Source organism: Corynebacterium kalidii (genome assembly GCF_022869005.1).
GTDB classification, from domain to species: domain Bacteria; phylum Actinomycetota; class Actinomycetes; order Mycobacteriales; family Mycobacteriaceae; genus Corynebacterium; species Corynebacterium kalidii.
Genome location: NZ_JALIEA010000005.1, coordinates 64,454 through 79,774 on the forward strand (window position 1 = coordinate 64,454; position 15,321 = coordinate 79,774).

The following is a 15,321-nucleotide window of genomic DNA, read 5'->3' on the forward strand; positions in this document are numbered from 1 at the left end:
GTACCGATGCCGACCATCCTGATCAGCTGTAACGCGTTCAAGGGGTCGGCATCGTCGCGTTCCGTGGGCGAGGCGCTGGCCCGCGGGCTCGCGGCGGCGGGCTGCCACACGGTGGTGGTGCCGTTGGCGGACGGCGGGGACGGCACCCTCGAGGTCTTCGACGACCTGGGTTTCCGGCGCCGCGCGGTGACGGTGCGTGGCGCCGACGGCCTCCCCGTCGCATCGCAGTACAGCCTGTCCCCGGGAGCCGGCCCCGACGGCCCCGACGGCCCCGCCGATTCACCAGCCGCCGTGCCGACGGCGGTGATCGAGGTCGCCCGCGCTTGCGGGCTGGACATGGTGTCGCCGGACGGGGCGACCCCGGATCCCGGTGACGCCCGGCAGGCGGGTTCCTGGGGTGTCGGCGACCTCCTCCGCGCCGCGCTCGACGACGGGCCCCGGCGGGTCATCCTCGGTCTCGGCGGAAGCGCCACCACGGACGCGGGGTTCGGTATGGCCCGGGCCCTGGGCGTGGAGTTCCGTGACCACGCCGGACGGGCCGTGGAGCAGGTCGCCGGGCTGGCGGACGTCGCCACGGTCGACACCGCCGGACTGGATCCCCGGCTGGAGGGCGTCGAGGTTCTGGTCGCCTCCGACGTGCGTAACCCGCTGTGCGGGCCGGACGGGGCGGCGGCGGTGTTCGGGCCGCAGAAAGGTCTGGTGCCGGGCGACATCGACGAGGTGGACGACGCGGTGCGCCGTTTCGCCCGGGTGGTGGAGGATACGGTGGGGACGTCCGGGGTGGCCGGGCGGCCCGGTGCGGGTGCCGCGGGTGGACTGGGGTTCATGGCGATGGCGCTGCTGGGGGCGCGGATGCGCTCCGGGGTGGGACTGGTCATGGACGAGACCGGGTTCACCGGGGCCCTCGACGGGGCGGACCTGGTGGTCACCGGTGAGGGCAGGCTCGATGCGCAGACTCTCGGCGGCAAGGCGCCGGCCGGAGTCGCCGAGCGGGCCCGTCGGCACGGCGTCCCCGTCGTCGCCGTGTGCGGACAGGACCAGCTCGGAGCGTCCGACCTGTTCGTGGCGGTCCACAGCCTCACCGACCACGAGCCGGACGTGGCGGAGTGCATCCGGCGTCCGCTGCCGATCCTGGAACGGATCGGGGAGGAGATCGCTGCAGGGCTGGGTCCCGGGTCCGGTTCCGGGGTCGGTTCCTGAATCACGGTTATGCTGGGCGGCATGACTGACCGTCCTCTCACCCGCCACACGATCTTCCAGAATTCCCTGATGACCGCCCTGCTCGACGGCATCTACGACGGTGAGATGACCGTCGGTGAGCTGCTGGGTAAGGGGAACTTCGGCCTGGGTACGTTCGACGCCCTCGACGGTGAGATGGTGATCGTCGACGGCACCTGCTACCAGCTGCGGCACGACGGCACCGCGGTGCGCGCCGACCTGGAGGCCAAAAGCCCGTACGCGGTGGCGACGAACTTCGTGCCACGGATCCGTCGCCGTGCCCCGCAGGACATCCGGCGCTCCGAGCTGTCCGACTTCATCGACGAGATGACGCCCTCGGCGAACTACATGTACGCCGTGCGGATCACCGGGCGGTTCCGCGAGGTGACGACGCGGACCGTCGTCCGCCAGTCGAAGCCGTACCCGCCGATGACGGAGGCGGTGGGCGATGACGCGGAGCAGCGCTTCACGGACATCTCCGGGGTGATCGCGGGCTTCCGCACCCCGGTGTTCGAGAAGGGGATCTCGGTGCCGGGCTGCCATGTGCACTTCATCGACGACGACCGGACCTCCGGCGGGCATGTCCTGGACTTCACCCTCGCCGAGGGCAAGATCGAACTGTGCCCGGGGACCGACCTGGACCTACGGTTGCCGTTGACCTCGACGTTCTCGGCGGCGAACCTGGACCCGGCGGACCTCGACGAGCAACTGCACGCCACCGAGGTCAAGGACTGACCCACTCCGGCGCGCTCCGGTGGGTTCCGGCGCACCTCGGCTGGTTCAGCCGATCGGGCGTGACGGAGCGGAGGTGACGTCGGTGTGCCCGGTACGCAGGTACTCCACGACGGCGTCGTCGACGACGGTGTTGCCCACGCCGACCTGTGCATGTCCGGGGCCGTCCACGGTGATGACGTGGCTGGTCATCGCCTCCGCCATCGGACGGTGGGTGCGGTAGACGGTCTGCGGGTCGCCGGTGCCCTGGATCTGCAGCGGACGGGTGTCCAGACCGTCGCCGTTGATGTCCACGAAGGGGGCGTCCGGTGTGGTGCCGGAGCAGCTGATCCCGGCGGCGGCCATGTCACCCGGGGCGACGAACGGATCCTGGACGACCATGCCGTTCCACACGGCCCCGGGGATGCGCGTGTAGTCGGGTGCCACCTGGTTCTCGTTGCAGATCACCATGGCCTGCATGTAGACGGGGACCGTGGCGGACGGGTCCTGGGCCTGGGCGGCGAGTTCGTCGATGTCGGGGACGTCCTCGGTGCCGGCGACCATGCCGGCCAGGGTCCCCCAGCTGTTCGGGGACGGGAGCATCATCCGGGTCAGTGCCAGGGTCATCGAGGTGCTCTGGACGGCGCCGGGCGCGCTGACCATGCGGAAGAGGTTCTCCAGCTGTGCCCGGGGATGCCCGGTCGCCGTGAGGACGTCGGCGGCGGGCTGGCCGGCCCACTGCAGACCCTGGGGCAGGTCACCGACCTGCGCCGGCGGCGGTACGACGGTCGGGTTCGTCCCGGACTCCTCCACGACCACCCGCGACCAGGCCCGGTACACCTCCAACGGTGTTTCGCCGAGGCCGTAGGTGTCGTTGTTGTCGGCGGTCCACTGCAGGAAGTCGTGGAGAGCGCCGGTGTACCCGCCGGACTGGTCGTCGAGGACACCGGCCCAGGCACGCTTCGTGTCGAAGCCTGAGTCGAGGACCGTCCGATCGGTGCGGTCGGGGTACTTCGTGGCGTACGTCGAGGCGAGATGGGTTCCGTAGCTCAGGCCGAGAAGTGAGATGCTGTCCTCGCCCAGGGCGGCGCGGACATCGTCCCAGTCGTCGGCTGTCTCGGAGGTGTTCAGGGCGTCGGTGTACCCCGGCGTCCCCGTCTCGCAGGCGGCCTTGAGGTACGCCCCGGGCTCCAGCTGCGCGCGTACCGGGTCGAATCCGGGGTCGTGGTCGCAGTCCACCGGGGTCGAGCCGGTGAGCCCACGGGGCTGTACCGCCACGAGATCCCATTCGCTCCGCAGTTCCTCGGGCCAGGACATGGCACCCTCCCCGTCGTAGCCGAAGAAGGAGTAGCCGTCGCCGCCGGGACCTCCGGGGTTGCCGAACAGTGCGCCGCGGCGGGAGTCCGGGTCGGACGCGGGGATGCGCACGAAGCCGACGGAGATCTCCGCACCGTCGGGGTCGGCGTGGTACATCGGCACGTCGACACGTCCGCACTCGGCGGTCTCCACGGTGACGAGCTCCGGACAGGCCTCCCAGGTGATCTCGTCGGACACGGCGGGCCGGGCGACGCCCCCGGTCGGGGCATCAACGGCGGTGCCTGCGGCGGCGACGGGGAGCCCACCGGCGGTGACTGCGAGGGTGGCCAGGACTGCGGACATGGAGGTACGGGCGCGCAATGGTACGGATTCTCCTGAAACGTGGTGAAGAGTTTACCCTTGGAAAACAGTGTACATCCTGCGCTGCCTCGTCTCCGAGGAGGGCGAGGGGCGTCCGGGATCGATGAAAAGGAGCCCCAGAGTGGTGTCCGTACTCAGTTCGCTCGGAGCTCTCGTCCTCGTGACCGCCATCGGTTTCGACATGGCCCGCAGGTCCGCGGCGGGGACGTTCCGGAGGAACCACATCTACGGCCTGCGGGTGCCGTCCACCCTGTCCTCGGACGAGGCGTGGGACGCCGGCCATCGGGCGGCGGTCCCGCACATGAGGGTGTCCGGCTGGTTCGGGGTGGTGATGACCGTGATCACCGTGGCGCTGATCCTCGGCTTCGTCGTCTCGGGCAACGACGTCCCCGAGGCGCTGGTCGCTGTGCCGTTGACCGCCGTGTGCCTCCAGACCGTGGCGGTCGTCGTGGGGACGGTCGCGGCCAACAAGGCGGCGAAGAAGGTCCAGGCCGGGCGACGCTGACGGGTCGGATCGGTCTCTGCGCAGGTCCGGGGGCCCTGTGCCACCCCTTGTCTGTCATATCGGCCCCGTGTAGGGTCCATAGTCGCAAACAGACCGATCTGTCCATTGGCGGATCCCAGGGAGGAACCTCATGCTCATCACCGGACTGGCCGTCGGTGCCGTCCTCGGCTTCGTCATGCAACGCGGCCGGTTCTGCGTCACCGGCTTTCTCCGCGACATCTTCACCCAGCGGACGTGGCGCGGGGTAACCGCGCTGCTCGTCGTGATCGCCGTCCACGCCGTCGGCCTCACCGCGCTGACCAGTGCCGGGGTCATCGAACCGTCGGTCGGCGACTTCGCGCCGCTGGCCGTGGTCGTCGGCGGTGTCATCTTCGGTCTCGGCATCGTCCTGGCCGGCGGCTGTGCGTCCGGCACGTGGTACCGCTCCGGCGAGGGGCTCGTCGGCTCCTGGATCGCCCTGGCGATGTACGCCCTGTCGGCGGCGGCGATGAACTACGGCCCGCTGTCCGGGATGAACGACTGGCTCGGCGGGTACACCGTCGAGGCCACGACCGTCCCGGAGACCTTGGGGGTCACCCCGTGGGTGTTCGTGGTGCTGATCGTCGTGGTCACGGCCATGATGGTCCGACACTACGTCGCCCGCGACCGTGCGACCCCGACACCGGCCACCCTCGCCCCGAAGAAGACCGGGCTGGCGCACCTGCTCACCGAGAAGCCGTGGCACTTCTACGTGACCGCGGCGGTGGTCGGTGTCATCGGTGTCGTCGCCTGGCCGCTGTCCGCGGCGACCGGCCGTAACTCCGGTCTCGGCATCACCACCCCGTCGGCGGACGTGGCGTCCTGGATCACCACCGCGAACCCGGCGAACTGGAACTGGGGTGTGCTGCTGGTCCTCGGTATCCTCGTCGGCTCCTTCATCGCCGCCAAGGCGTCCGGCGAGTTCCGTGTGCGTGTCCCGGACGGCCGGCAGGCGGTGCGGTCCGTGGCCGGTGGCGTGATGATGGGCGTCGGTGCCGTGTGGGCCGGCGGCTGCACCGTGGGCAACGGGATGGTCCAGACGTCCCTGTTCAGCTACCAGGGGTGGGTGGCGATCATCGCGATCGCCCTCGGCGTCGGTGCCGCCGCGAAGATCTGGCTGAAGCCGGACCAGCCGTACAACCCGCAGGACGACGCCCCGTCGGCACAGGACGGCACCGACGGCACCGACGGCACGGGCGGAACGGTCCCCGCACAGGTCATGACGGGCGCTGCCGCCGCGTCGTCCGGTACCGCGGTGCTCACCGCGCCGGTGCTGAACACCGCGGCGGTGGGCCTGGTCGGCGCGTCCCGTGACAAGGGGGGTCTCACGGACCTGGGCGACGGACGGTGGAGGATGGACACCCTGGGTGCGGTGTGCCCGTTCCCGTTGATCGAGGCCAAGGACGCTATCCGGCGCATCGACGTCGGGGACGAGCTCGTCATCGAGTTCGACTGCACCCAGGCGACCGACGCCCTGCCGCGGTGGGCGGCGACGGACGGTCACGAGGTCACCCGGTTCGAGGCGGTCGGGGACGCCGGCTGGGTGATCGACGTCAGACGGGGTGTGTAGGGGCGCGTCCTGTCGCGGGGAGTGCGGAGGTTTCGCTAACCTGTGACCATCGACGTTTCAGTTCATTCCTCGGCCCCTGCCTGGCGGTACGTCCCCGGCCGGTCGTTCCGGCGCTTTCTCGCGACCGGGTGCATCGACCTGGCCGGCAGTCTCGCCTTCCGTACACTGCTCGCCCTCTTCCCTGCGCTCATCGCCCTGGTGTCGATCCTGGGTCTGTTCGGCCAGAGCGAGGAGAGCGTGGTGTCGATGCTCGACGAGGCGGAGAGGGTCGTGCCGGCATCCGCCTGGGGAGCGGTGGAGCCGGTGCTCCAGGACATCCTGAACACCTCGGCCGCGGGGTTGGGCCTGTTCATCGGCCTGTTGACCACCCTGTGGACCGCCTCCGGGTACGTCAAGACCTTCGGCCGGGCGATGAACAGCATCTACGGCGCCCCTGAGGGACGTGGTCTGATCAAGTACAACGTCCAGATGTACCTGCTCACCGCCTTTCTACTGGTCCTCATGGCCTTCGGTTTCGTTGCGCTCGGTGTCTCCGGCCCGATCGCGGAGATGCTCGGTTCCCTGGTCGGTCTCCAGGAGACGACGCTGCGGGTCTGGGGTGTGGCACGGTGGGGTGTGATTGCCGTCGTCGTCATCCTGTTCGTCGGGCTGCTGTACCGGACGACGCCGAACATCCGGGTCAAGGGCATGTGGTGGGTCAGTCCCGGGGCCGTGCTGGCGATCGCCGGCGCTGTCCTGGCCTCGGTGGTGTTCTTCTTCTACGTCGTCAACTTCGGGAACTACAGCATCACCTACGGTGCCCTGGCCGGCGTGGTGATCCTGATGCTGTGGCTGTTCATCGTCAATATCGTGCTGCTGTTCGGGGCCGTGGTCGACAGTGAGGTCGAACGGGTCCGGCAGCTGAAGGCGGGGTTGCCGGCGGAGGAGAGCCTGCAGGTGGAGACACGGGACACCGTGGCCATCGAGAAGGCGGAGGAGCAGCTCGCCCGTGACATGGAACGGGCCAGGACGGTGCGGGAGGCCGCGGAATCTGCAGAGGCCGGGGAGGCCGGGGACGACTCCGTCGCGCCAGGGGATCCGGCGGCGCGTCCGGCGGCGGGGTCGACGTCGTCGGACTAGTTTCCTGTTTCCGTTCCACAACGATTCCTTCTCGAGTAGCGTTCTGTGGTGATCACTACAAGTTCGCTACGACACGATGGAGGACACCATGGCATGTCCGATCTCCGGCCATGAGAACGACGCACCCACTGCGGCACAGGACACCACGCCCCGGAGGTTCCGCCGCGGCGGGAAGGGGGACACCCTGGTCCGCGCCGACGAGGGGTTCTTCGGGCCGGGCTCGGTCGCCTGGAAGGTCTGGACCTACCCGGCGTCCGCGCTGCAGGGCTTCTTCCGTGCCGTCACCATCGAGCACCTCGACCCGGACCTGGTCGCCGCCGTCGACGCCTCCGGTCAGGTCATCAAGCGCATGCCCGTGCGCTACGACCGCACCATGGAGTACTTCGCGGCCGTCACCTTCGCCGACGCACAGACCGTGACCCGGATGTCCGACATCCTCATGAAGGTTCACGACCGATCCTACGGCGTGAACCCGGTGACCGGGAACGACTACGAGGCGAACAAGCCGTCCTCGCAGCTGTGGATCCTGGTCACCGCCTGGCACTCGATCCTGTACGTCTACGAGAAGTTCGGCCCCGGCACACTCTCCCGCGACGAGGAGAACGAGTACTGGGCCCAGATGAAGATCGCGGCACAGTTCCAGCCCATCGACCTCGACGACGTGCCGTCCACCCGTGGCGAGGTGCAGGCGTACCTCGACAGCTGGCGCGAGAAGCTCTCGGCCTCGGAAGCGGCGGTCTACAACATCTCCGAGATCCTCGACGCCTTCGAGAACGCCTTCGTCGACCTCCCGAAGCCTCTGCGGATGATCGGACGCCCGCTGTTCCGGCGGAGTGTCATCGCGACGTACCCGCACTGGATGCGCGGCATGATGGGCCTGAAGCAGTCCAAGGCCATGGATGCGGCGATGTTCGCGCTGTGGAAGCCCATCTTGACCGCATTCAGTAAGTCCCCGGGTGCCGTGATGTGGGTCGTGGGCAGGATCTGCCCCCGTGCCGAGCGCTACATCGACCCGGCGATCCGCGGGATCCCCGCCGAGACACCGAAGGTGTACACCCCCGAGGTCGCCCGACGGATGTTCGGTGTCCCGCAGACCCCGCGCGAGCAGCGCGAGGAGCTGCTGAGGCTCCGTGCCGAGGGCAAGGGCCAGAAAGCCTACGACCACAACCACCAGGACACGATCCTCGAGTTCAAGAACGCCGAGTCCGAGGACACCGCCAAGGAGACCCTCGAGGCCGACGGCTACAAGGTCGGCTAGGGTCCGACCGGGCCGCCCAACGAGCCGCGCGCGGTGAAGTGGAAGCCGGCGGGGCCGGCGACCACGATGTCGTACCGTCCGTCCCCGTCAGCGTCCGTGCTGACGGGGACGTCGACCGTCACTGACCCCAGCACGTCGTGTCCGGTGACCTTTCCGTCCGGCGTGTGGAACGGGAAGACCAGCAGGTTCGCCGTCGCTGTTCCGCTGTTGTGCATCGTCAGCTCCACGGCCGACCGGTCGGGACGCGGCGTGGCGGCCACCGACAGCGAGTAAGGCAGGGGACGCCGGGGACGCTCCCCGGGCTCCTGGGTGGGCATCGACGGTGTCGCCGGCGGCTCGGGGAGCCACCGGGGCTCCAGTCCGGCGGTGGGTGCCGGCGCCCCCACCGGGGTGAACGCACGCGGCCGACGGAAGTCGAAGGCACTGGTCAGGTCGCCGCTGATGCGCCGTCGCCAGTCCGAGACCAGCGGCACCTCGATGCCCTTCCACGTCTCCAGGAACTGCGCCGCCGAGGTGTGGTCGAAGACCTCCGAGCACCGGAACCCGCCAACCGTCCACGGGGAGACGATGAGGGTGGGGACACGGTTGCCGAACCCCAACGCCTCACCCCGGTACCACTCGTCCTCCTCCGACTCCGGCGGCCGGGGCGGGGGCACATGGTCGAAGTACCCGTCGTTCTCGTCGAAGGTGATCACCAGCGCGGTCCTGCGCCACACGTCCGGGTTGTCGCCCAGCGCCTCGAGGATCCGGTAGACCAGGTTCGCCGACGCCCTCGGGGAGGACGCCGAGGGGTGCTCGGACTCGGTGCTGGGCGGGACGACCCACGAGACCTCCGGCAGCGTCCCGGCGGCAATGTCCGCGGCGAGGCGCTGGGTCGTCGTCCCGGGTTCGGAGCGGTACAGCGCCCGGTCGAAGATGGTGCGCTCGGTGTCGCTGAGGGCGTCGAGCCTGCGGGCCAGCCGTGCCTCCATCGCCGCCACGAGGGCGTCGGCGCCGACGTCGCGCGCCTTCTGCAGCGCGGAGTAGTACGTCTCCCCGGTGGCGAAGGGGCCGGGGAACACCTTGCGGGCGATCGCCCTGGTGTAGGTGAAGTACTCCAGGTTGTTGTCGGTGAAGTTGTCCCACTCCTGGTAGACCCGCCAGTCGATCCCGGCGTCCTGCAGGGTCTCGGCGAGGCACCGCCAGTCGTAGCCGGGGTGGGTCGCCTCGTAGGCGCGGTTGTCCACGGCACGCTCGTCCGGCGAGGCCGGCTCGGGTCCGGTGTAGCCGGAGAAGAAGTAGTTGCGGTTCGGTGAGGTGCTCGTCGGCACCGAGCAGAAGTACTGGTCGCAGAGGGTGAAGGTGTCGGCGAGCTCGTAGTGGAAGGGCAGGTCCTCGCGGTCGTAGTAGGCCATCGTCGAGGCGGTCTTCGCCTCGATCCAGTTGTCGCACCAGCCGCCGTTGAGCGCCGCGGTGCCACCCTCCCACTCGTGGTTGAGGGCGTCGACGTTCTCGGCGTCCATCGACTGGCGTCCCGCCGAGCCGCGGATGGGAAACGGCAGCACCGTGGTTCCGTCCCCGTCGTGCTGCTCGAAGACGGTCCCGCCGTCGCGGCGCCTCAGCACGGACGGGTCGTCGAACCCCTGGACGCCGCGCAGCGTCCCGAAGTAGTGGTCGAAGGCGCGGTTCTCCTGCATGAGGAAGATGACGTGCTCGAGATCCCGGAGGGACCCCGCCGGGGCGGCGGTGGCCAGCTGGTTCAGCAGTGACGGCGGCAGGAGGGAGGTGGAGACCGCACCTGCCGCCGCAGCTGCTCCGGCGGCGACGGCTCCCTTCAGGAAGGAGCGGCGGGTCGTTCTCTTGGGCGGGGGCGTGTTGTCGGTATCCATGACCGGACAGAACATAGGGGGCCGGTCTGTCCCGCCGGTGTCCCGGTCATGAACTGTCGCTGAACCGCCGTGCCTTACGGCGCCGGTCGCGCACCACCAGGTACGCCACGAAGCCCACCACGGCCAGGACGAGGGCCGCGTACACCCAGGTGGAGTAGCGGTTGATCACGTCCGACACGGCCGTCCAGTTCTCCCCCAACGCGACGCCCAGCCAGATCAGCACGCCGTTCCACACGCCCGAGCCGATCAGCGTGAGCACCGAGAACTTCACCGGCCCCATACGGTGGACGCCGGCCGGGATCGACACCAGACTGCGCACACCCGGTACCAGCCGTCCCAGCAGGATCGACGTCTCCCCGTACCGGCTGAACCAGTGGAGCGCCTTGTCCACGTCCGCGCCCTCGGTGAGCCACATCCGCTCGGCGATGGCCCGCAGGCGTTTCGCACCGACCGCGGCCCCCAGCCAGTACAGCAGCCATGCGCCCACCAGGGACCCCGTCGTGGCGCCGATGAAGGCGGCCCACACGTTGAGTTCGCCCTGCGTGGAGGTGAACCCGGCGAGGGGGAGCACCAGCTCGCTGGGGACCGGCGGGAACACGGTCTCGACGAGGATCGCGAGGCCGACGCCCACGGCGCCGAGGGTGTCCATCAGGGAGACGGCCCAGTCGACGACGGAATCAAACACGGGGCCTCCGGAGCTTTCATACGATGATGACGGGCAAATGCTCCAACAAATATAGGCGATGATACTGCGTGCGCGCTGTCAGACGGCTATGAATACAGAACGACGGTCACTGTCGGGCAGTGACCGTCGTCAGGGTGGGGGAAGGGGAGCCGCTAGCCCTTCAGGGAGTCCAGCGGGGCGAAACGGTCGCCGTAGGCGGCGGCGAGCTCCTCGGCACGGGCGACGAACCCGGCGACACCGCTGGTCGGGTAGTCGTCACCGGCGTCGGCGGGCAGCGCGGCGGCGGACGGGCGGACGTAGTTGACGATGAACTGGCGGCTGCCGCCGGTCCAGGCCGGGTAGCCGATGCCGAGGATCGAGCCGATGTTGGCGTCGGCGTCGGAGGTCAGCACGTTCTCGTCGATGCAGCGCTGGGTCTCCAGGGCCTCGATGAACAGCATGCGCTCGATGAGGTCGTTGAGCGTCGGGGCACCGCCGGCGGCGACGGTGGAGTCCAGGTCGGATCCGGCGGTGGTGGCCTCGCCGTCGGGCACGGTCACCGGGGTGACGCCCAGCTTCTCGCGGAGCTCGCCACGCAGGCCGGACCACAGCCCGGCACGGCGGCCGTTCTCGTCGTACTCGTAGAAGCCCTTGCCCTCGAGCTTGCCGGGACGGTCGAAGGTGTCCAGCATGGCGTCGACCAGGGCCGTGACGCCACCGTCGTCGACGGTCACGCCCGCGGCCTCGGCGGCGGCGGTGGTCTCCGCGGAGATCTTCCGGGCCAGCTTCAGGTTCAGCTCGTCCTGCAGCTGCAGCTGCGGGGCGGGGTAGCCGGCCTGGCGTCCGGCGGCCTCGATGACGGCCGGGTCGACACCCTCGACGAGCATGCGCATCGCCTCGTTGAGCACGGTGCCGATCACCCGGGAGGTGAAGAACCCGCGGGAGTCGTTGACCACGATCGGGGTCTTGCGGATCTGGCGGGCGAAGTCCAGGGCCTTGGCCAGGGTGGCCGGGTCGGTCTTCTCACCGGAGATGATCTCGATCAGCGGCATCTTGTCCACGGGGGAGAAGAAGTGCAGGCCGATGAAGTCGGCGGCGCGGTCGACGCCCTCGGCCAGGCCGGTGATCGGCAGGGTGGAGGTGTTGGACCCCAGGACGGCGGTGGACGGCACGGCCGCCTCGATCTCGGCGAAGACCTTGTGCTTGAGCTCGGTGTTCTCGAAGACGGCCTCGATGACCAGGTCGACGTCGGCCAGGTCGGCGTAGTCGGCGGTCGGGGTGATGCGCTCCAGCAGTGCCGCGGACTTCTCCTCGGTGGTCTTGCCGCGCTTCAGTGCCTTGGCCTCCAGCCCCTCGGAGTAGGCCTTGCCCTTCTGCGCGTTCTCCTCGGAGATGTCCTTGAGCACGACCTCGATGCCGGCCTTGGCGGCGACGTAGGCGATACCGGCGCCCATCATGCCGGCACCGATGACACCGACCTTCGTGAAGGTGGTGGCCGGGTACGGGGTGCCGTCCTCCTGGACGGGGCGGGAGCCGCCGCCGTTGCAGTGGTTCAGGTCGAAGAAGAAGGCCTGCATCATGTTCTTGGACGTCGGGCCGGTGACCAGGGAGACGAACCAGCGGGTCTCCACGGCAGTGGCGTCCTCGAAACGCTTGAGCTGTGCGCCCTCCACCGCGGCAGACAGGATCGCCTGCGGGGCGGGCATCGGTGCACCCTTGATCTGCTTGGTGACGTTGGCGGGGAAGCTGGGCAGCATCGCTGCCAGCGCCGGGGTGGTGGGGGTGCCGCCCGGCATGCGGTAACCCTTGCGGTCCCACGGCTGCGAGGCCTCCGGCTCCGAGGCGATCCATGCCTTCGCGGCGTCGATCAGCTGGTCGGCGGGGACGATCTCGTCGATGAGGCCGGTCTCCTTGGCGGCCTCGGCGCTGAACTGGCGTCCGGTGGTCAGCACCTTCATCAGGGCGTCCTGGATGCCGAGCATGCGGGTCACACGGGCCACGCCGCCGCCACCGGGCAGCAGGCCGAGAGTGACCTCAGGCAGGCCGAACTTGGCGCCCCGGGTGTCCGCGGCGATGCGGTGGTGGGCGGCCAGGGCGATCTCCAGGCCGCCGCCGAGCGCGGTGCCGTTGAGGGCGGCGACGACCGGGACGCCGAGCGTCTCGATGGTGCGCATGTCGGCCTTCATGCCGTCGATCTGCTCACGCAGGGCCGCGGCGTCGTCCGGGGTGGCCTTGATCATGGTCTTGATGTCGCCACCGGCGAAGAAGGTCTTCTTCGCGCTGGTGACGACGACACCCTTGACCTCGCCGGCCTCGACGCCGGCCTGCAGCTTCGCGGCGGTCTCCCGGATGGAGTCGCGGAAGGCGTCGTTCATGGTGTTGACGGACGAGCTGGGGTCGTCGATGGTGAGGGTGACCACGCCGTTGCCGTCGGTCTCCCAGGCGATGATGTTGTCGCTCATGAGGTGTATCTCCTAGAGAAAATCGGGGTTCAGCAGTGGTTAGACGCGCTCGATGATGGTGGCCACACCCATGCCCGCGGCGACGCAGAGGGTGATCAGGGCGTACCGTCCACCGGTGCGGTGCAGCTCGTCGACGGCGGTGCCGGTGATCATCGCGCCGGTGGCGCCCAGCGGGTGGCCCATGGCGATGGCGCCGCCGTTGATGTTGAGCTTCTCGTCCGGGATGTCCAGGTCACGCTGGGCGCGCAGCACGACGGAGGAGAACGCCTCGTTGATCTCCCAGACGTCGATGTCGTCGGCGGTGAGGCCGGCCTGCTCCAGGGCCGCGCGGGCGGCGGGGGCGGGGGCGGTGAGCATGATCGTGGGCTCCACACCGGTGGTGACCGCGGCGACGACCCGGGCGCGCGGGGTGAGGCCGTTCCTCGTGCCGGCGGCCTCGGAGCCGATCATCAGCAGGGACGCACCGTCGACGATGCCGGAGGAGTTGCCGCCGTGGTGCACGTGGTTGATGATCTCCAGCTGCGGGTACTTCGTCAGCGCCACCGCGTCGAACCCGCCCATCTCGCCGATGGAGGCGAAAGCGGGACGCAGGCCGGCGAGCTTCTCCGGGGTGGTCCCCGGGCGGATGGTCTCGTCGCGGTCGAGGAGGGTCACGCCGTTGCGGTCCTTGACCGGCACGACGGAGTTGGCGAAGCGGTTCTCCTCCCACGCCTTCGCGGCACGCTCGTGGGAACGCGAGGCGTAGGCGTCGAGGTCCTCACGGGTGAGGCCGTCGAGGGTGGCGATGAGGTCGGCGGAGATGCCCTGCGGGATGAAGTCGTTGGCGAAGGAGGTCTCCGGGTCCATGGCCAGCGCGCCGCCGTCGGAGCCCATCGGGACCCGCGACATGGACTCCACACCGCCGGCGAGGACCAGGTCCTCCCAGCCGGAGCGGACCTTCATTGCGCCCAGGTTCAGGGCGGTCAGACCCGAGGCGCAGTAGCGGTTGACCTGCACGCCGGTGGCGGAGTACGGCAGGCCGGCGTTCAGGGCCGCGGTGCGGGCGATGTCCATGCCCTGGTCGCCCACCGGGGTGACCACGCCGGAGATGATGTCGCCGACGGCCGCCGGGTCCAGACCCGGGTTGCGGTCGAGGATCTCGGTGATCAGCCCGCTGAGCAGGTCGACGGGTTTGACGGTGTGGAGACTGCCGCCGGGCTTGCCCTTACCGCGCGGAGTTCGTACGGCTTCGTAGATGAAAGCCTCGGGGATGCTGGTGTTCGTCATGACGGTCCTCACTTGCCTCACTTGTTGGTGCGACGACATCGGTGTGCAACATGTGTCGCTGATCACTCTATCGTCATATCTGTTTGCGTGTGGCATTCGGGCGGGGTTCGGGGGTGCCGTCTTCCTGCGGTTTTGTGTCGTGAAGCTATGCTGTGGCGCGTTTCCGCAGAACCAGGACCAGGTTCGAGACCGCCACCTCCCGCAGGCCCGGGACACGCACCATCCACCACGCCCACCACGGGTGGTAGCGGGGGAAGGCGGCGAGGACCTCGGCGTCGGCGTCCCGCCGCCCTGCGGAGACCTCCCGCGCGTACCGCAGGCCGTCGTTGCAGGACACGTTGAACAGGCTCTCGCCCCAGCGGTTCTTCGGCGGGTGCCCGTTCCGCTTCTCGTACCGTCGGGCGGCGAACTCCCCGCCCACGTAGTGTTCCCACAGGCCGGTCTCGTGACCGCCGAACGGTCCGAGCCAGCAGGTGTAGGAGAAGACCATCAGCCCGCCCGGCCGGGTCACACGCAGCATCTCGTCCGCCATCCGCCACGGATCCGGGACGTGCTCGGCGACATTGGAGGAGTAGGCGACGTCGAAGACGCCGTCGGCGAAGGGCAGGTCCATGCCTGAGCCACGCACCGAGGACTCCAGGCGGATCCCCGCGGCCGCCATCTCCCCGACGTCGGGTTCACAGGTCACGTAGTCACCCGGATGCACCCCGGCGGCGGCGAAGGCGCGTCCGAAGTACCCGGGGCCACCGCCGACGTCGAGGATGCGGCGTTCGTGGAGGGGGGCGCCGGACGCGTCGTTCCAGAGGTCGGCGATGAGCCCGACGGTGTCCTCGGCGAGGTGGCCGTAGAACCGGTCGGGGTCGCTCTGCTCGAAACGGAAGTCACTGAGTAGGCCGAGGGAACGGCGCAGTGTCGCGCGTCGGCGCAGGGTGGGGAGTCCGGAAGGGGAGGACGGGCCGGGAGAATCCGAGGGCATGTCCTGATG

At 69.4% G+C, this 15,321-nt stretch carries 12 protein-coding genes; 6 read left to right on the plus strand and 6 right to left on the minus strand.

Features of this window, described 5'->3' with window-relative positions; genetic code table 11:
- The first annotated feature begins 6 nt into the window (after positions 1-6).
- A complete protein-coding gene (locus tag MUN33_RS00370; protein ID WP_244802930.1) occupies positions 7-1,200 on the plus strand; it encodes a glycerate kinase in 1,194 nt (397 codons plus the stop codon).
- A 21-nt stretch (positions 1,201-1,221) separates the two neighbouring features.
- Complete coding sequence (gene budA, locus MUN33_RS00375) at positions 1,222-1,953, plus strand: acetolactate decarboxylase (protein WP_244802931.1); 732 nt, start codon at positions 1,222-1,224, stop codon at positions 1,951-1,953.
- A 45-nt stretch (positions 1,954-1,998) separates the two neighbouring features.
- Here budA and MUN33_RS00380 read toward each other — a convergent pair whose 3' ends face one another.
- Positions 1,999-3,588: an alpha/beta fold hydrolase gene (locus MUN33_RS00380; protein WP_244802932.1), complete on the minus strand. Its 1,590-nt coding sequence runs from the start codon at positions 3,586-3,588 to the stop codon at positions 1,999-2,001.
- Positions 3,589-3,730: 142 nt separating this feature from the next.
- Here MUN33_RS00380 and MUN33_RS00385 point away from each other — a divergent pair, with 142 nt between their 5' ends.
- The 4 genes from MUN33_RS00385 (at position 3,731) to MUN33_RS00400 (ending at position 8,076) form a co-directional block, all read left to right on the plus strand.
- Positions 3,731-4,111 (plus strand): SdpI family protein, encoded by a 381-nt coding sequence (locus MUN33_RS00385; protein WP_244802933.1) that lies wholly within the window; start codon positions 3,731-3,733, stop codon positions 4,109-4,111.
- Between the two features lie 130 nt (positions 4,112-4,241).
- The gene (locus tag MUN33_RS00390) at positions 4,242-5,699 is read left to right on the plus strand and encodes a YeeE/YedE thiosulfate transporter family protein (protein ID WP_244802934.1); all 1,458 of its coding nucleotides are present in this window, start codon (positions 4,242-4,244) and stop codon (positions 5,697-5,699) included.
- Between the two features lie 42 nt (positions 5,700-5,741).
- A complete protein-coding gene (locus MUN33_RS00395; protein WP_244802935.1) occupies positions 5,742-6,818 on the plus strand; it encodes a YihY/virulence factor BrkB family protein in 1,077 nt (358 codons plus the stop codon).
- 88 nt (positions 6,819-6,906) lie between these two features.
- Positions 6,907-8,076 (plus strand): oxygenase MpaB family protein, encoded by a 1,170-nt coding sequence (locus MUN33_RS00400; protein ID WP_244802936.1) that lies wholly within the window; start codon positions 6,907-6,909, stop codon positions 8,074-8,076.
- Here MUN33_RS00400 and MUN33_RS00405 read toward each other — a convergent pair.
- The 5 genes from MUN33_RS00405 to MUN33_RS00425 form a co-directional block, all read right to left on the minus strand.
- Positions 8,073-9,944, minus strand: a complete 1,872-nt coding sequence (locus MUN33_RS00405) for a phosphocholine-specific phospholipase C (RefSeq protein ID WP_244802937.1) — start codon at positions 9,942-9,944, stop codon at positions 8,073-8,075. The two genes, MUN33_RS00400 and MUN33_RS00405, sit on opposite strands and share 4 nt — an antisense overlap.
- 46 nt (positions 9,945-9,990) lie before the next feature.
- Positions 9,991-10,629: a DedA family protein gene (locus MUN33_RS00410; RefSeq protein ID WP_244802938.1), complete on the minus strand. Its 639-nt coding sequence runs from the start codon at positions 10,627-10,629 to the stop codon at positions 9,991-9,993.
- Positions 10,630-10,781: 152 nt separating this feature from the next.
- Positions 10,782-13,070 carry a 3-hydroxyacyl-CoA dehydrogenase NAD-binding domain-containing protein gene (locus MUN33_RS00415; protein ID WP_244802939.1) on the minus strand — a complete coding sequence of 763 codons (2,289 nt, stop codon included), beginning with the start codon at positions 13,068-13,070 and terminating at the stop codon, positions 10,782-10,784.
- 39 nt (positions 13,071-13,109) lie between these two features.
- Positions 13,110-14,336, minus strand: a complete 1,227-nt coding sequence (locus MUN33_RS00420; protein WP_244802940.1) for an acetyl-CoA C-acetyltransferase — start codon at positions 14,334-14,336, stop codon at positions 13,110-13,112.
- Positions 14,337-14,481: 145 nt separating this feature from the next.
- Complete coding sequence (locus MUN33_RS00425) at positions 14,482-15,312, minus strand: class I SAM-dependent methyltransferase (protein WP_244802941.1); 831 nt, start codon at positions 15,310-15,312, stop codon at positions 14,482-14,484.
- Positions 15,313-15,321 lie beyond the last annotated feature (9 nt).